Source organism: Novosphingobium aquimarinum, assembly GCF_009746585.1.
GTDB classification, from domain to species: domain Bacteria; phylum Pseudomonadota; class Alphaproteobacteria; order Sphingomonadales; family Sphingomonadaceae; genus Novosphingobium; species Novosphingobium aquimarinum.
Genome location: NZ_WRPO01000003.1, coordinates 25842 through 48233 on the forward strand (window position 1 = coordinate 25842; position 22392 = coordinate 48233).

General features: G+C 63.9%; 24 protein-coding genes and 1 other RNA gene. 12 read left to right on the plus strand and 13 right to left on the minus strand.

Annotation, left to right across the window (positions count from 1 at the left end; translation table 11 throughout):
• Positions 1-163 precede the first annotated feature (163 nt).
• Together GQO94_RS04145 and GQO94_RS04150 are read left to right on the plus strand one after the other, a co-directional pair.
• Positions 164-895 carry a 7-carboxy-7-deazaguanine synthase QueE gene (locus tag GQO94_RS04145; RefSeq protein WP_156839906.1) on the plus strand — a complete coding sequence of 244 codons (732 nt, stop codon included), beginning with the start codon at positions 164-166 and terminating at the stop codon, positions 893-895.
• Positions 892-2352, plus strand: a complete 1461-nt coding sequence (locus GQO94_RS04150) for an MATE family efflux transporter (protein WP_232332765.1) — start codon at positions 892-894, stop codon at positions 2350-2352. Before GQO94_RS04145 ends, GQO94_RS04150 begins: the two co-directional genes overlap by 4 nt.
• A gap of 136 nt (positions 2353-2488) precedes the next feature.
• Here GQO94_RS04150 and GQO94_RS04155 read toward each other — a convergent pair whose 3' ends face one another.
• The 5 genes from GQO94_RS04155 to GQO94_RS04175 all read right to left on the minus strand — a co-directional run bounded on the left by GQO94_RS04155 (position 2489) and on the right by GQO94_RS04175 (position 8501).
• Complete coding sequence (locus GQO94_RS04155) at positions 2489-4180, minus strand: ATP-binding protein (protein WP_156839907.1); 1692 nt, start codon at positions 4178-4180, stop codon at positions 2489-2491.
• A 70-nt stretch (positions 4181-4250) separates the two neighbouring features.
• Positions 4251-5003, minus strand: coding sequence for a TIGR02186 family protein (locus tag GQO94_RS04160; protein ID WP_156839908.1), 753 nt, complete (start codon positions 5001-5003; stop codon positions 4251-4253).
• On the minus strand, positions 5000-5914 hold the full coding sequence (locus GQO94_RS04165) for a sulfite exporter TauE/SafE family protein (RefSeq protein WP_156839909.1): 915 nt from the start codon (positions 5912-5914) through the stop codon (positions 5000-5002). Before GQO94_RS04165 ends, GQO94_RS04160 begins: the two co-directional genes overlap by 4 nt.
• A 47-nt stretch (positions 5915-5961) precedes the next feature.
• A complete protein-coding gene (locus GQO94_RS04170) occupies positions 5962-7062 on the minus strand; it encodes a hypothetical protein (protein WP_156839910.1) in 1101 nt (366 codons plus the stop codon).
• Positions 7059-8501: a glycosyl transferase family protein gene (locus GQO94_RS04175; protein WP_232332766.1), complete on the minus strand. Its 1443-nt coding sequence runs from the start codon at positions 8499-8501 to the stop codon at positions 7059-7061. Before GQO94_RS04175 ends, GQO94_RS04170 begins: the two co-directional genes overlap by 4 nt.
• A 101-nt stretch (positions 8502-8602) precedes the next feature.
• On the opposite strand from GQO94_RS04175, the gene nhaA reads away from it, so the two are divergent.
• Entirely contained in the window at positions 8603-9799 is a 1197-nt protein-coding gene (gene nhaA / locus GQO94_RS04180) for a Na+/H+ antiporter NhaA (RefSeq protein WP_156839911.1), read from the plus strand.
• Positions 9800-9828: 29 nt separating this feature from the next.
• Here the strand turns inward: nhaA and GQO94_RS04185 are convergent, their stop codons facing one another.
• Positions 9829-10248: a VOC family protein gene (locus tag GQO94_RS04185; protein ID WP_156839912.1), complete on the minus strand. Its 420-nt coding sequence runs from the start codon at positions 10246-10248 to the stop codon at positions 9829-9831.
• A 99-nt stretch (positions 10249-10347) separates the two neighbouring features.
• Between GQO94_RS04185 and GQO94_RS04190 the strand changes: the two genes are divergently transcribed.
• A complete protein-coding gene (locus tag GQO94_RS04190) occupies positions 10348-11103 on the plus strand; it encodes an SIMPL domain-containing protein (protein WP_156839913.1) in 756 nt (251 codons plus the stop codon).
• A 113-nt stretch (positions 11104-11216) separates the two neighbouring features.
• Here the strand turns inward: GQO94_RS04190 and GQO94_RS04195 are convergent, their stop codons facing one another.
• Positions 11217-11954: a TorF family putative porin gene (locus GQO94_RS04195; RefSeq protein ID WP_156839914.1), complete on the minus strand. Its 738-nt coding sequence runs from the start codon at positions 11952-11954 to the stop codon at positions 11217-11219.
• A 255-nt stretch (positions 11955-12209) separates the two neighbouring features.
• Here GQO94_RS04195 and GQO94_RS04200 point away from each other — a divergent pair, with 255 nt between their 5' ends.
• Both GQO94_RS04200 and GQO94_RS04205 read left to right on the plus strand, forming a co-directional pair.
• On the plus strand, positions 12210-13037 hold the full coding sequence (locus GQO94_RS04200; protein WP_156839915.1) for a metallophosphoesterase: 828 nt from the start codon (positions 12210-12212) through the stop codon (positions 13035-13037).
• Positions 13038-13158: 121 nt separating this feature from the next.
• Complete coding sequence (locus tag GQO94_RS04205; protein ID WP_156839916.1) at positions 13159-13692, plus strand: hypothetical protein; 534 nt, start codon at positions 13159-13161, stop codon at positions 13690-13692.
• A gap of 600 nt (positions 13693-14292) precedes the next feature.
• Here GQO94_RS04205 and GQO94_RS04210 read toward each other — a convergent pair.
• On the minus strand, positions 14293-14745 hold the full coding sequence (locus GQO94_RS04210) for a MarR family winged helix-turn-helix transcriptional regulator (RefSeq protein ID WP_156839917.1): 453 nt from the start codon (positions 14743-14745) through the stop codon (positions 14293-14295).
• An 80-nt stretch (positions 14746-14825) separates the two neighbouring features.
• Between GQO94_RS04210 and GQO94_RS04215 the strand changes: the two genes are divergently transcribed.
• The 3 genes from GQO94_RS04215 (at position 14826) to GQO94_RS21355 (ending at position 16191) form a co-directional block, all read left to right on the plus strand.
• Entirely contained in the window at positions 14826-15281 is a 456-nt protein-coding gene (locus GQO94_RS04215) for a hypothetical protein (RefSeq protein ID WP_156839918.1), read from the plus strand.
• Positions 15282-15583: 302 nt separating this feature from the next.
• Positions 15584-15919 (plus strand): hypothetical protein, encoded by a 336-nt coding sequence (locus GQO94_RS04220; RefSeq protein ID WP_156839919.1) that lies wholly within the window; start codon positions 15584-15586, stop codon positions 15917-15919.
• Positions 15919-16191, plus strand: a complete 273-nt coding sequence (locus tag GQO94_RS21355; protein ID WP_408636588.1) for a CPCC family cysteine-rich protein — start codon at positions 15919-15921, stop codon at positions 16189-16191. Before GQO94_RS04220 ends, GQO94_RS21355 begins: the two co-directional genes overlap by 1 nt.
• 133 nt (positions 16192-16324) lie before the next feature.
• Here the strand turns inward: GQO94_RS21355 and rnpB are convergent.
• The 4 genes from rnpB to GQO94_RS04245 all read right to left on the minus strand — a co-directional run bounded on the left by rnpB (position 16325) and on the right by GQO94_RS04245 (position 18731).
• An RNA gene (gene rnpB / locus GQO94_RS04230) (RNase P RNA component class A) lies at positions 16325-16766 on the minus strand.
• A gap of 39 nt (positions 16767-16805) precedes the next feature.
• A complete protein-coding gene (locus GQO94_RS04235; RefSeq protein ID WP_156840175.1) occupies positions 16806-17510 on the minus strand; it encodes an N-acetylmuramoyl-L-alanine amidase in 705 nt (234 codons plus the stop codon).
• Between the two features lie 21 nt (positions 17511-17531).
• The gene (locus tag GQO94_RS04240; protein ID WP_232332767.1) at positions 17532-18200 is read right to left on the minus strand and encodes a histidine phosphotransferase family protein; all 669 of its coding nucleotides are present in this window, start codon (positions 18198-18200) and stop codon (positions 17532-17534) included.
• A 69-nt stretch (positions 18201-18269) separates the two neighbouring features.
• A complete protein-coding gene (locus GQO94_RS04245) occupies positions 18270-18731 on the minus strand; it encodes a M67 family metallopeptidase (RefSeq protein WP_232332768.1) in 462 nt (153 codons plus the stop codon).
• On the opposite strand from GQO94_RS04245, the gene GQO94_RS04250 reads away from it, so the two are divergent.
• Together GQO94_RS04250 and rpoH are read left to right on the plus strand one after the other, a co-directional pair.
• Positions 18730-19653, plus strand: coding sequence for an RluA family pseudouridine synthase (locus GQO94_RS04250; RefSeq protein ID WP_408636585.1), 924 nt, complete (start codon positions 18730-18732; stop codon positions 19651-19653). The genes GQO94_RS04245 and GQO94_RS04250 overlap by 2 nt on opposite strands.
• 95 nt (positions 19654-19748) lie before the next feature.
• Positions 19749-20657, plus strand: coding sequence for an RNA polymerase sigma factor RpoH (gene rpoH, locus GQO94_RS04255; RefSeq protein ID WP_156839922.1), 909 nt, complete (start codon positions 19749-19751; stop codon positions 20655-20657).
• Between the two features lie 80 nt (positions 20658-20737).
• On the opposite strand, the gene GQO94_RS04260 is transcribed toward rpoH, so the two are convergent.
• On the minus strand, positions 20738-21481 hold the full coding sequence (locus tag GQO94_RS04260) for an SDR family oxidoreductase (protein WP_156839923.1): 744 nt from the start codon (positions 21479-21481) through the stop codon (positions 20738-20740).
• Between the two features lie 203 nt (positions 21482-21684).
• On the opposite strand from GQO94_RS04260, the gene mtgA reads away from it, so the two are divergent.
• On the plus strand, positions 21685-22353 hold the full coding sequence (mtgA, locus tag GQO94_RS04265; RefSeq protein ID WP_156839924.1) for a monofunctional biosynthetic peptidoglycan transglycosylase: 669 nt from the start codon (positions 21685-21687) through the stop codon (positions 22351-22353).
• Positions 22354-22392: the final 39 nt, after the last annotated feature.

Sequence of the window (22392 nt, forward strand, 5' to 3'; positions counted from 1 at the left end):
GCATCCGCCACCGTCCGCCCCGGTTTCGGCCGCACCGCCAGAAAAACGACACCGCACGCGTGTCACCCACGCCAAATGACGCATTATCCATGACAATCAGCAGCTTGCACGCCGTACTTGCGAGACCCCCTGTGTCACCTTTGTCACCTTCGCGCGGCGGCGGATGCTGACGCTCGCCACCACCACGCCCGGCGAGCCGGAGATCTTCGCCGCGATCCAGGGCGAAGGCGCCTCGATGGGGCGCCCTTGCGTGTTCGTGCGCCTCTCGCGCTGCAACTTGGCCTGCGAATGGTGCGACACCGCCTATACCTGGCACTTCGAAGGCGACAACCGCCCCCACCGCGACGATCTCGCCTTCGACCGGCAGGCCAACCAGATCGCGCTGGACGAGGCCGACGTGGCCGCGCGGATCGCCGCGCTGGGGCAGACGCGGCTGGTCGTGACTGGGGGCGAGCCGCTGCTGCAAGGCGCGGCGCTGGCCCGCCTGATCGCGCAGCTTCCGGGCGTCCGCGTCGAGATCGAGACCAACGGCACCGTCGCCCCGCATTCCGCGCTCGATCCGCTCATCGCGCAATACAACGTCAGCCCCAAGCTCGCGCACAGCGGCAATCCGGCCGACCTTGCGCTGCTTCCCGAACGCCTTGCCGCCTTCGCCGCGGATGAACGTGCGTGGTTCAAGTTCGTGATCGCCGAACGGACAGACCTGGCAGAAGTCGAGGCGATCGTCGCCGCGCATGGCATAGCCCCGGAGCGCGTGTTCCTGATGCCCGAAGGCCGCGACAGCGAAACCCTGCGCCAGCGGGGCGCGTGGCTGGCCGATGCCGCCGTGGCACGCGGCATGGCCTATTCCGACCGGCTGCACATCCACTTGTTTGGAGACACCAGAGGCACATGAGCGAGACACGGTCAGAACTGCCGGTCGATACCAGTCCCGAAGCCGTGTTCCCGCCCACGGGGGCCACTCCGGCAGCGAAGCCGATGAAGGGCGATCTCACGCAGGGCCCGATCCTCAAGACGCTGATCGCGTTTTCGATCCCGATGCTGATCGGCAACGTCATTCAGTCGCTTAACGGCTCGATCAATGCGATCTGGGTCGGTCGGCTGATCGGGGAAAGCGCACTGGCCGCCACGGCCAACGCCAACAACGTGATGTTCCTGCTGTTCGGCGCGGTGTTCGGCTTCGGCATGGCGACCACAGTGCGGGTCGGCCACCATTTCGGCGCGCGCGACCTCGACGCCGCGCGCGCCAGCTTCGGCACCGGGCTCGGGTTCTGCACGATCATCGCGGTCGGCGCCGGGATCATCGGATGGTTCTGGACGCCGTCGCTGCTGCGCCTGCTCTCGACGCCGGAGGAAAGCCAGCTGCAGGCGCTGGCCTATCTGCGCGTGATCTTCGTGATCATGCCGCTCGGCACGATTTCGATGCTGGTCTCGATGGGACTGCGCGGCGCGGGCGATGCCAAGACGCCGCTTTACGCGATGATCCTGACCGTGCTGCTCGACATCGTGCTCAATCCGCTGCTGATCCGGGGCTACGGCCCGATCCCGTCGCTCGGCATCGCCGGGTCGGCGATTGCCACGGGCTTCGCCAATTTCGTCGGTTCCGCGGCGATGATCACGACGATGTACCTGCGCGACTTGCCGCTGCGACTGCGCGGGCCCGAGCTCGGCCACCTCATTCCCAAAAGCCGCGAGCTGGCGTTCGTTGTCACCAAAGGCATCCCGATGGGGGCGCAGATGCTGATCATTTCCTCTGCCGGGCTGGTGATGATCGGCCTCGTCAACCGCGAGGGGCTGTTGACGGCGGCGGCCTACGGCGCGGCGCTGCAATTGTGGAACTACATCCAGATGCCCTCGCTGGCGCTGGGTTCGGGCGTGAGCGCGATGGTCGCGCAGAACGTGGGGGCGGGAAACCACACGCGGGTCGGGCGGATCACGTTGATCGGCATCGCGGCCAACGTGGTGATGACGGGCGTGCTGGCCGCGCTCCTGCTGATGTTCGACCGGCCGATGCTGGCGCTGTTCCTGGGCGCGGATAGCCCCGCGGTCCCGATCGCGCGGCATATGCAGCTGATCGTGACCTGGTCGTTCATTCTTACCGGCGCGACGATGATCCAGGTCGGCACGATGCGCGCTTACGGGGTGGTGTTCCTGCCGCTGGTGGCCCTGCTGATCGCGCTCTACGGGGCGCGGCTGGGCTTCTACTTCGTCGCCTATCCGCTGCTGGGTGCCGATGCGCTGTGGTGGGCCTATCCCTTCGGCTCGGTCGCCGCCGTCGCGCTGATGAGCGCGGCCTGGGCCTGGACGCGCAAGCGCCAGCAGGCCGGCGCCTTCGAGACCGTGGCGCGGTGATCGCGGCTTGCGTCACAAGCGTCCCCGATCGTCACCCCGGACTTGATCCGGGGTGACGCTACTTGGAGAGCGGCCACGCAAGTAGAAGCGGGATCCCGGGTCAGGCCCGGGATGACGAAGAGGAAATGCGCGGCGCTTACCGCCCCTGGGCGCGCCAGCGCTGGACGGTGCGTTGGACCATTTCCTCGTCGCCGCCGCTGTCCTGCCACAGCTCGGAGAACGAGGGATCGCCCGAGGCGGGGCGCTTGTGTTCCTCGAGCGTATCGAACGAGACGCGGATCGGGATCGACACGCCCTCGCCGCAGATGATGCACTCGCGATTGCGCAGCGCCGGGATCGAATCGAGAAAGCCGCGCGCGCCTTCGGGCATCGCCGCGCGGACGAAGGCCTGGTCGCGATCGTTGTTGAGGCGCATCGAGATGATCGTGCCGCACTGCGAGAGCACGCCTTCGGCAAGGTCGGACGGGCGCTGGGTGATGAGGCCCAGCGAGATGCCGTATTTGCGGCCCTCCTTGGCGATGCGCGAGAGGGTCCGGCCGACCGAGGAGCCGTCGGCGTTCTTCTCGTTGGGCACGTAGCGGTGCGCTTCCTCGCACACCAGCATGATCGGGCGCGTCCGCTCCTCGCGGCCCCAGACGGCGAAGTCGAACACCAGGCGCGACAGCACCGCCACCACCGTCGAGGTGATGTCGGACGGCACGCCCGAGACGTCGATGATCGTGATCGGCCGGCCGCGGGCGGGCAGACGGAAGATCTTGCCGAGGAAATCGGCCATCGTATCGCCCACCAGCATGCCCGAGAACATGAACTGGAAGCGCGGATCGGACTTGAGCTCGTCGAGCTTGTTCTTGATCCGCTGGTAGGGCGCGCTGGTACGGCCCTTGTCCAGCTTGCCCATCTCGTTGTTGAGGATGTTGCCGAGGTCGGACAGCAGATAGGGGACCGGTGCGTCGACGGTGATCTTGCCGAGCTGATCGGCAAGCCGGTTCTTCATCCGCGCTTCGAGCAGGCACTTGGCGAGGATCTCGGCATCGTCCTGCCGGTCGTTGCCGCGCGAGGTGAGCAGGACCTCGCAGTGTTCCTCGAAGTTCATCAGCCAGTACGGCATGTTGAGGTTGGTGACGTCGAAAGTCTCGCCAGTATGGCGGAACGCGGCGCCGTATTCGCCGTGCGGATCGATCATCACGATATGGCCCTCGGGCGCATGCTCGCAGATGCGGTGCAGGATCAGCGCGGCGCTGGTCGATTTGCCGGTGCCGGTGGAGCCGAGCAGCGCGAAGTGCTTGCCGAGCAGCGCATCGACGTAGAGCCCGGCGCGGATGTCCTTGGTTGGGTAGACATTGCCGATCTGAATCGAGGTGCGCCCGTCGCTGGCGTAGATCTGGCGCAAGTCCTCGCTGGTCGCGGGATAGACCAGCGCGCCGGGGATCGGATAGATGGTGACGCCGCGGCGGAAGGAATGGATGCGCCCGGTCAGGCGCTCCTCCTCGCCCTCGCCGAGGAAATCAGCCGCGGCGAGAATCCCGCCGGGGATCTTGGTGTCCTTCTTCTGACTGCGCACGCTCGCCAGCAGCCAGCCGTTGCCGACGCGGATCTTGACCTGGCTGCCGACTTGTCCGGACAAGGCGACCGAAGGATCGGAGTCCGAGGAACACTCGCTCAAGCGATTGAGATCAAGCGCGATCCTGCTGCCCGAGCCCGCGATTTCGAGCACGATTCCGATCGGTTCGGCGGCGTTTTCGAATGGCGGCGCGCCGGGCAGATCCTGCACATCCCTGGCTTGCGCAGGCTGGGTCGCGGAAAAGTCGCTCTTGCTCAAATCGGACATCAGGCACCCTGGCTGCACGTAAGTCAGTGAAGCACTTAGGATCTTACCGTTAAGAACGACCTAATTCGGCTCAGATCAGCGCGAACAGCCGCCCTGCGATCCAGCCCATCGCGATCGAGAGCGCGACCGCCACGAGGCCATAGAGAAACCCGTACTGGTCGGCGAACTCGGCGATGGCGCGCTCGATCCCGAGCTTGTGGACGATCACGGTGCTGCTGGCCGACGCCACCACCTGCCCTTTGGTGATGGCGAAAGTCTCGGCAGTGTACGTGCCGGTGGGCACCCGCGACGGCAGCGCGATCCGCGCCTGGTACAGCACTTGCTCACTCACCGTCACGCCTTCTTCCTCCTGGCGGTAGAGGCCGGTGCGCTGGTTGAGATCGACGAGGCCGGACGCGAACCGCTGCTGTTCCTCCGGATCGATCGCGCCGATGGGCGAAAGCTGCAGCCACCGGAGCCCCAACTCGTAGATCGCCGCGGTTTTGTCATCCACGATTCTGTCGATCGGTCGCGTCGAGGCCAGCGCGAAATACGAGGGCGCGGAGCGCAGCTCGATGCTGTCGGCGTTGACCCAGATCCCCGCGACTTTCGCCTTTTCGCGCACCACGATCGCTTGCGTCGGGCCTTTCAGCACCACCACGATGTCGTAGTCCTGCGCGGCGCGCGTGCCCTCCGGGCTCAGGATCGCGCCGAACAGCAGCAGCTCGGTGCCGGTGAAGCCCTGCCGCAGCCGGACTTCGTGCTGCGAGACTTCGGGCACCAGGATCGCGTCGCGCGCGCCGGACAGCACCAGGAGCAGGACGAGCGCGATCACGGTCCTCATAGCGGGGCCACGGTGTAGATCTCGTCCGGCTGGTAGCCGAGGCCGAGCGCCATGCGCAGCGCGACGAGCAGCACGATCACCGCCAGCACCAGGCGCAGTTTCACCGGGCTCGCTTTCTGCGCGAACTGCGCGCCCAGTTGCGCGCCGGTGACCGACCCCAGCAGCAGCAGGCCGGCAAGCACGATGTCGACCGCGCGCGTGGTCATCGCATGCATCATCGTGGTCGCCATGGTGACGAACAGGATCTGGAACAGCGACGTGCCGACCACGACGTTCGCGCTCATGCCCAGGATGTAGAGCATCGCCGGCACCAGCACGAAGCCGCCGCCGATCCCCATCAGCATGGTCAGAATGCCCGTCAGGATCCCGAGGATCAACGGCGCCAGAGGTGAAATGTAGAGCCCCGAACGGTAGAAGCGCCAGCGCATCGGCAGACTGGCGACGAGGGGATGGTGCCGCCGCTTGCGCGCCGCAGGGCGCACGCCGGTCTTCTCGGCGCGCAGCGTCTGGATCGATTCGTTCGCCATCAGGCTGCCGATCGAGCCGAGCAGCAGGACGTAGAGCAGGTTGATGACCGTATCGATCTGGCCGAGCGCGGTCAGCAAGTTGAACAGGCCGGCGCCGATGCCCGTGCCGATGATGCCGCCAGCCACCATGACCCCGCCGATCTGGAAATCGACACCGCCGCGCCGGTAATGCGCGAACATCCCCGAAACGCTCGCGCCGGTGACCTGGCTGGCGGCCGACGCGGCCGAGACCGTCGGCGGCACGCCGTAGAAGATCAGCAGCGGCGTCGTCAGGAACCCGCCGCCCACGCCGAACATGCCCGAAAGCAGTCCGGTCAGCGCGCCGAGACCGACGATGACGAGGCCATTGACCGAAAGGTTGGCGATGGGAAGATAGACGTCCATCCTGGCGTGTTCGCTACCGCAGCGAAAGGAAACAGGAAAGGCGCGTTTCAGAAACCTGAGGATAGGGTGAGAGCGGGGCCCGATCGCGGTTCGGCATCCCCCGCGACCCGTAAGCGCCAATCGAGCGCCAGCCGCGCTCCGCTCGATCGCGACAAAGGCAGCCAGATCGTCGCGCTCGGTCCGATGTCGAGCCGCGCCGCGCCTTTTTGCGCCCCGCCCCAAGCGCCGGCGCCAATGCGTGCGCTCGCCCCCCCGACCTTTGCGAGCGAGCGGTCGATGCGCAGCTGACCGTCCGCGAAGGCCGTGGCGAATGCGCCTCCGACATACCCCGCTTGCGCATAGACCTCTGCCTGCAGGTGCGCCGGCAGGGCAACAGGAGCGAGTTCCGTGACGACGAAGGCCGCAGGCTGGGCCTTGAGGCCGCCCGAACCATCCACGGCCCGGACTTCGGCGGCCGCGGAAACCGGAATTCGTGCGATCGGTCGCACCCCCAGCCCAAGAGCGGCTTGCTGCTCGCTGGGACCGCGCAAGGTGGTGGTCGCACGCAAGTAAGCGAAGGGGCGGCGAGCGCTGCCCGGCGCCAGGCGATAGCGCAGAATGCCGCCGGCCTGGCTGGCACCGTAGCTCGCAGGGCGCAGGCCCGACGCTGCCTCGCCGCCGCTGCCTCTGCGCAGCAACATCCAGCCATCGCCGGACCAGCGGTTCTGCGCCGCGGTTGCCGCCGGCGTGGCTACGAAGGGCCGATAGGGAGCCACCTCGTTTCTTGGATGACCGGCATCGGCCAAGCGCGCCGCACCGCGCGGCCCTTCTTGCGACCCGGTTTGCGACGACAAACCGAAGATCATGCGAGAGCGCCGCCCGCGCATCAGCGAAGCCGGCAAAACCCTCCTCGTTCCCCCGGCAGAGGCGCGGCGTTCGGTTGCTCCGAAGCCGACCAACGATCGTGCGGGCCCGGGCTTGCTCGCCTCGGCATCGTGCAGCGCCAAGGCATGGGCTGGGGTCGGCGGCAAGGCCGGATGCGGTGTGTCCGGAAGCGGCACTTGCAGCAGCGGCAGCGCGCTGAAAGTCGCGACGCGAACGGTGACCCAGGCAATCAGCATCAGCCCCAGCCCCTTGAGCGGGCCGCCCTTGCCACGCACCCGCATCACTCGGCCGCCGCCATCGCATAACCACCCGTCCGCAGCGCGGGCGTCGCCAGCGTGATCGACGGATGGAGCGCGTGGTCGGTCTTGTCCCAAATCGGGCGTTCGCCGCGCAGGGTCCGGGCATAAGCGAAGACGGCCCGGCGACCAGCGATGATCGCGATGATGTTGGACACCGGAATGCGCATCAAGGCGCGCAAACCTTCGATGATCCCGTATTCGCGAGAGGTGAAATGGAAGCGCCACAGGGCGCGCCAGGCGAAGCTGGTGAAGCTTATGGCGAGCAGGACCTTGAGGATCGGCGACATACTATACGTGCTCTCCCATCCCGCAAACCGCGCCACGATGAGCACGCCTTCGATTCCCAGAAGCAGATAGGCCGTCCCGAGCACCAGGGCAGTGAGCGGCCCGCAGCGATCGCGCAGCGCCATCCAAATCTCGACAGGCCGTGCCGACCAACCGAGCCGGTCCCAGCTTTGCAGGGAAATGCCATGGATCCAGCGGCTCTTCTGCCGGATCGCGGCATCGAGGGTACTGGGAAAGAAGGCCCGGGTGGCGACGAGATCGCCATATCTGTCGTGGCGGCGCACGAAGCGCGAGCGGCGGCCCCGCGACACGATGAGGCCCAGCTCGTAGTCTTCGGTCAGACATTCCGAGGCAAAGGGCCCCGCCTCGCCTTGCGCGCGCCGCTCGTCGAACAGCGCCTCTATCGCGCTGCGCGAAAAGCCGCAGCCGACCCCGGCGGCGGGAATGCCTGCTCCCAGAATGTCGCGCACCACCATCGACTTGGCATGCGCCTCGGCGAATTCATCCGAATAGTGCCCACCGACGAAATGCGACGCGCGCTGCGGCTCCGGTCGAACCGGTAGCTGCACGAAATCGACCGGCCCCAAGGTGGAATCGATCAGTGCCAGAGCATCGGGATGCACCATATCCTCGGCATCGTGCAGCACGAGGCTGCGGAAACGCCGGGCCGATCGCGCTTCGTCCTCGCACAGGGCGCGGTACAAGCGGTTGAGGCAATCCGCCTTGGTCGTCGGGCCCGGCTGATCGTTAACCACGAACCGCACGCGATGATCGCTTCCGGCGGCTTCCACCGCGGCCGTCAGCGTCGCCTCGTCGTTGGGGTACAGCCCGATATAAAGGGTGAGTTCGTCGTGCCGCCAAGCGTCCAGAGTGTGGCGGATCATCGGTCCGATCACTTCGGCTTCCCGCCAGGCCGGCACGAAGACCGCCGCGGGTCCGGTTAACGGCTGCGTCCCGTCGCCGGCGAGAATTCTGGAGCGTGGAACACGACCGGTGAGCCGGTACCACAACCACAATGCATCGACCGCCAATTCGTCGACAGCGCTAATCGCAAACCAAGAGGCTGCGAACAGCAGCAGTTCCCACTGCACCATTTGCAGCACATCCAGCGTGTGCTGCAGGACTTCCACCGCCGCCACGGATGTCCCCCGACCCATTTTGCCCAGGATCTTATACATTTATACTTAATGCGTCCGCAAGTGGGTTGCGCAGGTCGACCAGATCGACAAAAGGAGCGCGAATGAGCCTCCAACGACATTGGGCAAATCGCCTTGCGCGTACCATCAGCAAGATGTTCGGCGGCGAGGCCGCCGGCGGCATCCTGCTCATCGTCGTCGCGATCGCGGCCATGCTCGCTGCCAATTCGCCGCTGCAGCACACCTATCACGACCTGTTTCACGACCGGCTGGCGTGGACGCCCATTCCCAAGCTCGACACGCTGCATCTGTGGATCAACGATGGGCTGATGGCGGTTTTCTTCTTCGTCGTCGGCCTCGAGATCAAGCGCGAGGTGCTCGACGGGGAGTTGTCCGATGCCAAGCGCCGCCGCCTGCCGGTACTCGCCGCTGCGGCCGGTATGATGGTTCCCGCGCTGGTCTATCTCACCATCGCCGGGACGGGGCAGCCGATGCAGCGCGGTTGGGCGATCCCCGCCGCCACCGATATCGCCTTTGCGGTCGGCGTGCTGGCGCTGCTGGGCAAGCGCGTGCCCGCCTCGCTCCGCCTGTTCCTGCTGACCGTCGCCATCGTCGACGATCTCGGTGCCGTCGCCATCATCGCGGTCTTCTACACGGCCGGGATCAAGCTGGCCTGGGGGCTCGGCGGGCTCGGCTTCCTCGCCACCCTGATCGCCGCCAACCGCTTCGGCTTCCATCGCTACTGGCTGTTCCTGGTGCTGGGCATCGGGATGTGGTTCTGCGTGCTTTACAGCGGGATCCACGCCACCGTCGCCGGCGTGCTGGCGGCCTTCTGCGTACCGCTGACGGTGACGCGCGGGGATTCCATGCTGCTCCGGCTCGAACATGCCCTGGTGCCTTGGAACAGCTTCGTGATCGTCCCGCTGTTCGGCTTCGCCAACGCCGGTGTGGCCCTCGCAGGGATCGGCTTCGACGGCCTGTTCGACCCGATCCCGCTGGGTGTCCTGCTCGGCCTGTTCATCGGCAAGCAGGTCGGGATCTTCGCCGCGATCTTCGCATCCGACCGCATCGGTTTCGCGCCGCGGCCCGAAGGCGCGAGCTGGGCGCAGCTGTGGGGCATGGCGGTGCTGTGCGGGATCGGCTTCACCATGAGCCTGTTCATCGGCGCCCTCGCCTTCCCGCGCTATCCGCTCCTGATCGAGGAGGCGAAGCTCGGCGTTCTGGCGGGATCGCTGCTCTCCTCGGTGCTCGGCTACGCGGTGCTGCGCTTCGCAAGCCGGCCCGCAAAGCTCCCCGCCTAGTTCGCGCCTAGGCTCGGGAGCGCCGAGGCTTACCAGCTGCCGACATTGGGCATGCTCGCCCAGGGTTCCTCGGCAGGCAGCGTCCCGTCCTGCAGCAGTTCCACCGAGATCCCGTCGGGCGTGCGCACGAAGGCCATGTGCCCATCGCGCGGCGGGCGGTTGATCGTCACGCCCGCATCCATCAGGCGGCGGCACGTCGCGTAGATATCGTCGACCCGGTATGCGAGGTGGCCGAAGTTGCGCCCCCCGCTGTAATCTTCCGGATCCCAGTTGTGCGTCAGTTCGACTTCCGCGACCCCTTCCTGTCCGGGAGCGGCGAGAAAGATCAGCGTGAAGCGGCCCTTCTCGTTGTCGAAACGGCGCACTTCCTCGATGCCCAGCAAGCGAAAGAACGCCACGGTCGCATCGGGATCGGTGACGCGGATCATGGTGTGGAGAAATTTCGTCACGGTATATCCTTCAATTCGTCGCTAGCAAAGAACGGTTCATCGCTCAGAAAGGCGATAGTCTGCACCTTCCATAGCATCAAGAGCGAGGGAGAGCCGTCCATGTCCGATGTTAACCCAGACGAGCCCGTGCGTGCCACTGGCTTCTTTTCGAGGCCTTCAACCCTTCTGTGGCTCGGCAGTTCCGCGCTGCTCGCAGTGGGCCTGGTGATCGGCGGATATCTGCTCGGCGACGGCCTGCTCCGCGCGCAGCAGGCGAACCGGTCCGTCACCGTGCGCGGCCTCGCCGAGCGCGACGTGACTGCGGATCTTGCGACCTGGACGATCACGTATTCCGCCAGCGCGGGCGACCTGGCCGGCGCGCAAGCCGGCGTCGACCGCGACACGCGCGAGATCCGCGCGTTCTTCGCCGATCTCGGGTTTCCGTCCGAAGCGCTGCAGCCGACCGGCGTCAACGTCTCGCAATTCACCAACGACGGCGTCACCACTTACACCGTGCGCCAGCGCATGAGCTTGCGCAGCAACGACATCAAGCGCGCGCAGGATGCGGTGAAGCGCCAGTTCGAACTGGTGCGGCGCGGGGTGATGCTCGAAGACGGCTCGGGCATGGCTTATACCTTCACCAAGCTCAACGACATCAAGCCGGGAATGGTCGCGGATGCGACCAAGGACGCGCGCGCCGCAGCCGAACAATTCGCCAAGGACAGCGGCACCAGCGTCGGCGCGATCAAGAGCGCGACCCAAGGCTACTTCTCGATCGATGCGCGCGACGGGGACAGCAGCGGCGAGTGGGGCGTGGCCGGATCGCCTTACAAGAAGGTCCGCGTCGTCACGACGGTCGACTTCTACTTGCAGTGAAACCCTGACCGCGTCGGGCCGCACGTCCGAACGGCTCCGGGCATATGAAGAACGACAAAGGCCTGCCCGGCGCGAACCGGACAGGCCTTTCCGTGTAGCAAATCTGATTAAGATCAGAAGCTGACCGAAAGCGTGCCGACGACCGCACCATCAGTGAAATCGTAGTCGCCCGGCGCGTAATCGCCCTCGGCATCGATGTAGGACACGCCGACCGAGAGATTGTCGTTCACGGCGAATTGGGCGCCGATCGACCAGTCGAAGGCATTGCCGTCGTTGGTGTAGGTCAGGAAGCCGTCGGTGTAGCCGATGTGGCCGGACACCGAGACCGGCGTGTTCGGGATACCGATGCCGACATCGGCGTAGAGATAGAGGTTGTCGTCACCGCCAAGCGAATCCTGCTCGAACGCATAAGCGACGCCGAGCGTGGTTTCGGCCGGACCGAACGTGAAGCCGACAGAGCCGTAAGCCTCGAAGTAATCGAAATCGCCCGGCCCCGCGTTCGGGTAGAGATAGGCGATCAAGCCGACGTCGGCGGTAACGCCGCTGGTCACTTCGCCGGTCCAACCACCGTAGATGTCGAGTTCGGTGTGGCCGTAGCCCACGGTGTCCTCATCGAGCGAGGAGCCCCAGGTGCCGATGTAGAAACCGCTCGAATGGCTGAGGTCGATGCCGCCTTGAATGGCGATGTCGCCACCCGACAAGTCCACGCCGCGGAAGCGGTATTCAGTCACCAGCGCGGCGTTGCCGGAGATCGTGATCCCCGAATCATCCTGCGCCAGTGCCGGCGTCGCGGCGATCGCCGCACCTGCGAAAAGAGAAGCGGCCACGAGGCCGCGGATGGACGTAAGCATGCTCAGTTCCCTCACTGTTGTGTCTGCTTCGTCCCACCTGCGCCATCGCCGTCACCTCTTTGTTCTGGGCGTCCGGTCGATGGAGTAATGTTGCTGCATGTTTCTGTTGCGTTGCACAAGATCAAAAACCTTGCGTAGCCGATAGGCGCACTTGGTGTTGATTTTTTGCCACGGCCTACTGAATAGAGCGGCTTTCGATCAGGTAACGGTTGCGAAAGAGCCACACGAACCCAAATCGTTCGTGGACGTAGGCTTATGAAAATTCTCGATCTCTTCAGGAAAGGCGCTGCGGCTACCGGCGCCGCGCGCAGCCGGACACGGGTGGGCTCCATCCCCGAAGGACAGCGTGTCTACGCGATCGGCGACGTTCACGGCTGTCTCGATCACGCGCTCGAACTCGCCCGCGCCATCGAAAGCGACGATGCGCAGCGCGGCCCCGCGGACACGACCGTGATCTTCCTCGGCGACCTGATTGATCGGGGCCCGAGCAGTGCGACGATGCTGGAATTCGTGCGCCAGTGGTCGAAGGAGCGCCGCGTGCGGGTGCTGATGGGCAACCACGAGGAAATGTTTCTGCAAAGCTTCGATGAGCTCGAAGTGTTCGCCTATTTCATGCGTTATGGCGGCCGCGAGACGGTGCTATCCTATCCGATCGACGCGCGGGCGTTCGCCGGCGCCGACCTGGTCGAAGCACACGCGATGATGCGCGCTGCCGTACCGCAGGCCGATCGGGAGTTCATCGCCGACTTCGAACACCGGATCGTGATCGGCGACTACGCCTTCGTCCATGCGGGCATTCGCCTCGGCATCGGCATCGAGCAGCAGTTGCTGACCGACCTGCACTGGATGCGCGAGCCGTTCCTCAGCCACGATGCGCCGCTCGATCACATCGTCGTGCACGGCCACACGATCACCGACGCCCCGGATTTCCGCAACAGCCGCATCGGCATCGACACCGGCGCCTTCGCCACCGGCCGCCTGACCGCGCTCGCCCTGGAAGGCGACCAACGCTGGTTCCTGGAAGCCGCCACCCAGGACGACGGCTCGATTGCTACGCGGTCCTTTGGGTTTCCCGAGGGTTAGAGGTCAGGGCGCTACGGCAGTTTTGCGCTGATCGAGGCCAGCAGCGGCACTTCCTCGGACACGACGACTTTACGGACTTGAGCTAATCAGCATAGCTAAGAGAAATCGCACGGAGGAATGGATGATTCGTGGTTTATGCAAGGCTTCATTGATCATTGCTTTGCTGACATTTTCGGCGTCCGCCTCTTCGGTGCCATCATCGTCGGGGATGGAGTTTGACTGCGACGTGCCCGCTGATCATTACTCTTCCATATCACAGGACCTGATTGGTGTTCCGACTATCAGGGGATTAGTGCGGGCAATTGAACTGCGCCCTGGTAACTACCTGCCTCTAGCTGGGGCGCGAATAGTAAGCCCCGATGGGAAACGAAGTGTTACTTTCCAAATAATTGCTGATTCACCTCGCGCAAGGCAATTTGACGTTATACTAAGCACTCAAAATAACGAGACTTCCAATCGGAAAACGGTGGCACAGGTAGCGGCGGAATCCGATATTCAGTTCAGCCTGTCCCTAGCCGATGCTGGCAAAGCGACACTGGTACTCGACGACATGAGTTTCGATACCGACTTCGAACCTCTTCCTAGCGCACGCGGAAAGGCGTTTTGTTCTACCGCGCAATTCAAATTTTTCGACTTGGCATTCTCGTCAATCTGATTGACTTACGGACCACCTCCCACGATCTGCCTTCCGTTTGCGGCTCGTGTCGGTGCTCCCGATGGCCGGCATGCCAGCTAATCGCTTCTTACGCCTGAGAGCGGACTTACCAGACACGACGAGATTGCGGTCAATAGCCTTGGAATGCGCGAATGGTCGCTCTCGTCAGCTTCACAACGCCTGCACCAATGAGAGTCCCATATGCAGCCCAAAGCGACAAACCTAGGGCGAGGGCGATCCAGTACCCAACTTCGCCTGCTCTTGGTATCCTAATAAACACAGGCGCAGCCGTGAAAAATGAGAACAGGAACGGCCAGATCAAGCGAGGCGCTTGACGTCGACAAATCAGCGCTACACCCATCGTAGCAATGGCAACGAACGCATTGTAGGGAAGGATAAGGATCGCCGAAAAGTCCCCGCCCAAGATTACCCGTTTGCTTGTCGTCTTGATAGACGGGAAAAAAATCGGGGCTGATGTCCGCTAACCACGACTTTTCGGTCATTGGTAGCGTGCCGCGCGGCCCATGTTAGCAGCCATGGCGGCTTATCGCGTATTCACCCCACAAGCCGCCATTCCGGAAGCGACGACATCGCTGCCTGTCATTCAGATGAGGTTGGCGCCGCAGGCGTCTTGTCGCGATAAACGATCTTTTGCATCAGTGCGACAAGCTGCCGCTGTTCCTGCGCTGACAGGCCGGCCATTGTTTCGGAATTGATAGACTTGGCCGCCTCAATTGCCGCATCGCGCAGCCCTCTTGCATGGTCGGTCAACCAAATCCGCTGCACCCGGCCATCTGCCTCGTCCTTTTGACGCCGAACAAGCCCATCGCGTTCCATGCGTGCCAAGGTGTTGGCCATGGTGGCCTGTTCAATGTCGAGACGTTCGACCAGCTCCTTTTGCGTCAGTCCGTCTCCTTCCCACAGTTCCAGCAGTGCCGGGAATGTGCCCGGGGTAAGCCCAAGCGGCCGGATGCGCGCAGCCAGCCCTCTCTCGAACAGCCGCGCCGTGTGATTTACGAGGTATCCGGCTGATAGGTCTTTGGAAAATTTCATAGCGCGCTGATAGCACTTGCATAGCAAGCTATACAAGTTTACATAGCTGACTATGTTTTCGGAAAACGCGGAAGGTTTCCATGGCGAAAATGATCCACCCCATCGCAGGCGCAATTGCTTTGCTCACAATCGGTTTCTTCTGGTTATCCACGGTGTCGTCAGAACTGCTTGGCAGTGAAGCGCTGGTCGTCACCGTCAAGACCATGATCCCGTGGGGCTTCCTGATCCTGATCCCATCGTTGATGGCGGCGGGCGGCTCCGGTCTTCAATTGGGCAGGGGATGGCGCAACCCGTTGGTCGCCGTGAAGCGCAAGCGCATGCCAATCATTGCAGGGAATGGTATTCTGGTTCTGATACCGTCAGCTCTTTATCTGTCGTTCAAGGCTCAGGCGGAGACTTTCGATGCTTGGTTTTACATCGTGCAAACGATTGAGCTGATTGCGGGCGCGGTGAACATCGCCCTGCTCAGCCTCAACATGCGCGACGGACTGCGTCTGACCCGCAAACGTCCGGCGATGGACGACGCCAGTACTTGAGCAAGTCGCATATCCCTATGCGTGGCCGCTACGGATGCTCCTGATGTGATCGGCAGCTTCCCACGACATCTCGGGCATCGGGAGCGTGCCGCGCGGCCCATGTTAGCAGCCATGGCGGCTTATCGCGTATTCATCCCACAAGCCGCCATTGCGGACACGAAGACGTTGCGGACGTTACGCAGAAATCTTAGCCTACAAGTCTGTGCACGCCCTACCTGTTCGAGAAATTCGTGGGAGTGTTGAGGTGGTCGGCCGCGCCTTGTTTTTTAGCGTTCATTGGTGCGTGTTCGCAGGCGGCAGAATTGATCGATGATCGGCCGTTAGGGACAATTGAGCAAGTTGAATTAGCTGCCAAAAAGTGCGGAGTTGCTGAATGGCATCTAGACGAAGTTTTCGCTTTCGATGCACCGCAAACCGACGAACGTCATCTTTCCTTCAAAGTTGCGTCTCTTCCTCACGAAGAAGTCGATGATCCCAATGGTAGAACTTGGAACAGGACCAAGCGTGTTGAACGGATTGAGGCGTGCCTTTTGAATTCTTTCGACGAGCAAGGTGTTCGTGTGCCAATGCTTGGCGCTGCTCGCTCGGTTAGCTGCCAAGGCTCAGCCTGCGACGGATTCGAACGCCAGCCACAATGATGCCCAAACGCACTGACATTTCCGCTCTCCATCAGTGTCCGTGCTGTTACAACCGCACACTCAACGAGCGCGGCAGTTTTGAAATTTGTCCCGTTTGCTTTTGGGAAGATGATGGCCAAGATAACCACGATGCAGAAGTGGTAAGAGGCGGACCAAATGGCGGGCTATCATTTACGGTTGCTCGCTCAAATTACCAAGCCATAGGCGCGTGTGAACAAAGCGCAGTAGATCATGTTCGAGCCCCGACAGCATTCGAAACTGACGAGCGCTGATCTTCCGCTCCCCATGGCAAACTCGTCATTACGCGGGTTCCTCCCGTCCCCCGAAAGCAGACAACCGCTTGCATGCTCTCATCGAGGCCAGCCGCTCGCGCCTATAGCTTCCGCCCTGTCGAAAGCGCATAAAGGTGCCGGGGAGCCTGTAAGCCGGGTTCTGTCCGGCGAGCGGTATCGCTTGCGCGACCGGCCCCGCCGGGGCAGCCATTCCTCTTACGCGGCGCATTGCTGCGACCGCTCCAGCGACCAACCCGGTCCGCCTCGGCCCGAAACAGGCCTGCCCCGAACCTTGCGATCCTTGGCGCGCGGACCCTATTCGGTCTTGCTCCGGGTGGGGTTTGCCATGCCGCTACCCGTTACCGGGAGCGCGGTGCGCTCTTGCCGCACCCTTTCACCCTTGCCTGAAGTTCGAAGACCCCATCGGCGGTCTGCTCTCTGTGGCACTTTCCCTGAGCTTCGCGACAGCTTGCGCCCTCGCTCGCCCGGCGGGCGTTACCCGCCACCCTCGTTTCGTGGAGCCCGGACTTTCCTCGACACACCTTGCGGTGTGGCGCGGCTGCCCGGCTCCCCGGCGCGAGCGCCTCTGACACGGATTGCCCGCGAAGGAAAGCTCAGCGCGCGCGACCGATGTCGCGTTGCAGCAGCAGCTCGAACAGGATGCCGCCGATCTCGCCGTCGATCTCGCCGTCGATGACCATCGGCCGGAAGCGGCGCTGGAACGCGCGCACCGCGGCGTGGCCGTCGGAAATGTCGTAGCCGAAGCGTTCGAGCGCGAGATAGAAACCGCCGGGATTGTCGTAGAACAGGTTCATCTTGGCCGGCGGGGCTTCGAGCGCGAGCCCGATCTGGGCGAGGCGATGCCAGTCGAAATATTCGCCCGGATCCTGCTTGCGCGCGGGCGCCACGTCCGAATGGCCGACGACGTTGGCGCGCGGAATGTCGTGCCGGTCCATGATGTCGCCGAGCAGCGGCAGCAGCGCGTCCATTTGCGGCTCCGGGAAAGGACGGTAGCCCCATTCGTGCCCCGGATTGGCGAGTTCGATGCCGATGCTGGCGGAATTCACGTCGGTGATCCCCCGCCAGTAGGACTTGCCCGCGTGCCAGGCGCGCTTTTCCTCGGGAACGAGGCTGGTGACCGAGCCCTCTTCGTCGATCAGGTAATGCGCGGAGACCTTGGCTTCGGGATCGCACAGCCGCGCGAGCGCTTCATCGGCGCTCTTCATCCCGGTGTAGTGCAGCACCACCATGGTGATGGGCGCTGTGCGATCATCGCAATTCGGAGAGGAAACGACCCGGTTGACCAGCCAGCGATTGATCACCGCGCCGCCTCGCCCGACTCAGGCGTCCGGAAGCACGGCGCCGAGCACCAGGGCATCGTCGGCAAGCGCGAATTGCAGCTCCCCCTCGAGCACGGTGGCCAGTTCGTGGAGCATCGCCGCCGGCGCGGTGCGGCTCGAAAGATCCGCGCGATCGAGCTTGCCCGAAATCGCCCGCCCGATGTCCGCGTCGAACGCGATCTTCGGGCCAGAGGCGCGCACCACGATCTCGCTGGCGTGGTCGCGCTGTTCGGCGGCCAGATCCAGCGTACCGCCGCGCGGCAAGGCGTCGATCCCGATCAGGGCGAAGTTCAGCAGCGTCTTGATCGCCGGCTTGGGCAACGAACTGCTACCCAGCGCCCAGTTGATCGTCAGCCGCTCGTTATCGGCCACAAGGGCATCGACCAGCAACCGCGCTTCGGTCACCGGCACGAGATCGCCGAAGCCACCCGCGGCGCCGAAGGCAAGGCGAAAGAACTTGAGCTTGTCCGCCGAGACGCGCGCGCTTTGCTCGAGCAGTTCGAAGCAGCGCCGGCGCATGTCCGGGTCCTTCTCGTCGGCCAGCAGTTCGAGCCCGTTCGACAAGGCGCCGACCGGGCTGAGCATGTCATGGCACAACCGCGAGCACAAAAGGCTGGCGAGTTCGAGCGAGCTCGTGGTGTTCATCGTGTCAACGGTTCCGTTCGTCATCTTGCCCTTCGGCTAGGTCTGCCTGGTGCTCTGGCACCAGTCCTCTCCCCTGCCCGACATGCGATGTGATCATCCATCCGCCTCGCGACAAGCGACACTTTCGAATCCTTTTACCGTATCGCGCCAGAATGCAACCTGTCCGGCAGCAACGATTGCCCAAATCCGCAAATCACCGGTGGAATGTTCGCGATCGGTCGCAGAGGGCCGTGCCGGACCTTGCGGATGCGAGTGATAGTAACCGATCACTGCCGGCCCGTCCGCCCGCGCCGCCCGATGCGCACCCAGCAGCGTGGCCGGATCGATTTCGAAATGCCGCAACGGATCGGCCGCGACGTTGGCCGCCGGTAGGATGGACGCGATCGCGTCGCCCGTCCCCAGCAGCAGCCCGCAGCATTCGGCGGGATGCGCGTGCCGCGCCTCGGCGAGCAGTTTGTCGTACAGACCCGCCGCAATCGTTATCGGCACCCCACTTGAACCGTCATCGGGCATGGTGGAAAGCCTAGCCATGAACGCGCCGCGCGAACAAGTCATGACAGGAACGCTCATTGCGAACGGGCAGCGCCTCGACAAGGCGCTCGCCGAAGCGACGGGGCTTTCGCGCGAGCGGGTGAAGGCGCTGATTGCGGAAGGCCGCGTTTCGCTCTCGGACGCGGTCGTGCGGCAACCCTCGGCCAAGCCGGAGGATGGCGTGTCTTACGCCGTCGTCGTTCCCGAGGCGGTCCCGCTGGAAGCGGAGGCACAGGCGATCCCGCTCGATATCGTTTTCGAGGACGATCATCTCGTGGTGATCGACAAGCCGGCGGGCCTCGTCGTCCACCCTGCCGCGGGCAATCCCGACGGCACCCTGGTCAACGCGCTGCTGCACCATTGCCGGGGGCAGCTTTCGGGCATCGGCGGCGTCGCGCGGCCGGGCATCGTCCATCGCATCGACAAGGATACCTCGGGGCTCCTCGTGGTCGCGAAAACGGACGCCGCCCACGAAGGCCTCGCGCGGCAATTCGCCGACCATTCGATCGGGCGCGCCTACCGCGCGGTGGTGAACGGGCGCCCGGTTCCGGCCAGCGGCACGGTGCGCGGCGCGATCGGGCGATCGAACCATGACCGCAAGAAGATGGCGCTGGTGGAGGACGGGCGCGGCAAGCATGCCGTCACGCACTATCGGACCCTCGAACTCCTGTCCGGAGCCAGCCTCATCGAGTGCCGCCTGGAGACCGGGAGAACCCATCAGGTGCGCGTTCACATGTCGTCAATTGGCCATGCGCTAATAGGGGATCCTGTCTATGGGCGCAAATCTTCCCAGCTTCAGCCGGTCGTCAAACGACTCGGGTTTCGCCGACAAGCTTTGCATGCGGCGGAACTCTCCTTCGTCCATCCCGTTAGTAGGGAAACAGTCCGGTTCGTCAGCCCCATTCCGCCCGACATGACCGCTCTGATTGACGAATTGCGACACTGAAATCGGATTTATGTGCTATAGTGTTCGTGTGGCCGCAAGCTAAGGTGCCTACCAGGGCCTTCGATCGTCGGCCGACGTAGAAAGGATCAGGAAACGTGAGCGATACGCAACGCAAGCTGCCCGCGGTGCCCGCCCTCGGCGGGGAGCAAAGCCTCAACCGCTATCTTACCGAAATCAAGAAGTTCCCGGTGCTGACGCCCGAGCAGGAATACATGCTCGCGAAGCGCTACGAGGAGCATGAGGACCCCGAGGCTGCGGCCCAGCTGGTCACCAGCCACCTGCGACTCGTCGCCAAGATCGCGATGGGCTATCGCGGTTATGGCCTGCCCGTCTCCGAGCTCATCTCGGAAGGCAATATCGGTCTCATGCAAGGCGTGAAGAAGTTCGATGCCGAACGCGGCTTCCGTCTCGCGACGTACGCGATGTGGTGGATCAAGGCTTCGATCCAGGAATACATCCTGCGTTCGTGGAGCCTGGTGAAGATGGGCACGACCGCGGCCCAGAAGAAGCTGTTCTTCAATTTGCGCCGCATGAAGAAGAATCTCGACGCCTACGAGGACACCGATCTGCACCCCGACGATGTCGCCAAGATCGCGACGACGCTGGGCGTGTCCGAGGTCGAAGTCGTCAACATGAACCGCCGGATGATGATGGGCGGCGATGCCTCGCTCAACGTCTCGCTGCGCGAGGAAGGCGAAGGCCAGTGGATGGACATCCTGCAGGATGACAATCCGCTGCAGGACGAGATCGTCGCCAACGCCGAAGAGAAGACCGTGCGTCACGACATGCTGATCGAGGCGATGGACTCGCTCAACGATCGCGAGCGTGACATTCTCACCGAACGCCGCCTGACCGAAGACCCCAAGACGCTCGAAGAGCTCAGCCAGGTCTATCACGTCAGCCGCGAGCGCGTGCGCCAGATCGAAGTGCGCGCGTTCGAAAAGCTTCAGAAGGCGATGAACCGGATCGCGACCGACAAGAAGCTCATGCCTGCCATGGCCTGACGCTTACCGTCATACCGAAGTCTTGGAACGGGTCGCCCAAAAGGCGGCCCGTTCTAGTATTTGCGCGAGATGCGCGGGTGTCAGCCCGCGTTGAGCGCGGCGAATACGGCGTCGTACTTTTCCTGGTCGATCGTGGCGCGCAAAGGGACGACCCGCTGCACGGCGATGACCGGCGGCGTGGGAACCTGCGCAAACAGGCCCATCACTTCGTCGATGTACTCGTCGAGCGGCATATAGCCTTCGCGAGTCGATTGGCCCGGGGTCAGACCGGTCTGCACGCCCGGAGGTGCCAGTTCGATCACTTCGACCGCATCCTTCAGGGCAAAGCGCAAGGAGTCGGTCCAGGACCGCGCCGCCGCTTTGGTCGCCGAATAGACCGCGCCTCTGACCGACGGTACATAGGCGAGCCCCGAGGTGACGTTGACGATCGCGGCATCGGGCGCGGTGCGCAGATGATCGACCAGCGCGTTGGTCATGCGCAACGGGCCCAGGATGTTGGTGGTGATCATGTCCTCGTCATCGGCAAGATCGCGCGCCGCGGCCGCGTCTTCCAGCCGCATGATCCCGGCGTTGTTGACGAGCACGTTCAGCGCCGGGAATTCGGCGACGACGCCCCGCGCGAAATCGGCGACCGCTTCGGGATCGGTCACGTCGAGAACGCGCGGATGGATGCGATCCCGGCCTTTCGCGGTCTCCTCGAGACCCTTTTGCGAGCGGGCGGTCGCGATGACGGTATTGCCGGCCTCGCTCCAGCGCCAGGCCAGCTGCTGTCCGATGCCCGCGCTCGCCCCGGTGATAAGGATGGTATTGCCACTGGTTTTCATGAGAACGTCCCGTTCGCCAGGCACCCGACGGTGCGATGCCCAACATTTAGGGTGCCGCTCCGCCTTAAGGAATGAGCGCGCGCGGAGGTTTTCCGCCGAGCCGGTCTCGTGCAGCGATGGCGCTCGCAGCGTCGAGGCGCTAGCTTGCGATCATGGCAACCAAACCCAAGCCGCGATCTAGGAAACGAGGAGCAGGATCACGAATGGTGCGATTTGTCGCAAAGCTGGTGATCTATTTCATCGTGATCAGCGTCGCCGTGACGCTCGTCTACCGCTTCGTGCCGCCGCCCGTGACGGTGACGATGGTCACCGACGGCAACGGCATCACCAAGGACTGGACCGCGCTGTCCCGGATCGATCGCAACATGGTCGACGCCGTGATCGCGGGCGAAGACGGCAAGTTCTGCACGCATTCGGGCTTCGATGAGGAAGCGATCCGCAACGCGATGGAGCGCAATGCCGAAGGGGGCCGCCTGCGCGGCGGCTCCACGATCAGCCAGCAGACCGCCAAGAACGTGTTCCTGTGGCAAGGCGAAGGCTGGAGCCGCTACGTGCGCAAGGGGCTGGAAGTCTGGTTCACCTTCCTCATCGAGACTTTGTGGGACAAGCGGCGGATCATGGAAGTCTATCTGAACGTCGCCGAGACCGGGATCGGCACGTACGGCGTCGAGGCAGGGGCCATGCGCTACTTCGGCAAGTCGTCCGCCAGCCTCACGCGCAACGAGGCCGCGCGTATGGCTGCGGCCCTCCCCAGCCCGAAAAAGCGCTCGGTCAAGAACCCCAAGGGCTTCACCCGCCGCTACGGCAACACCATCGCCGCGCGCGTCGGCGTGGTGCGCCGCGACGGGCTGGATGCCTGCGTTTACGAATAGACCTTCGAGGACACGAAAAAGGGGAGGAGGCTCGCGCCC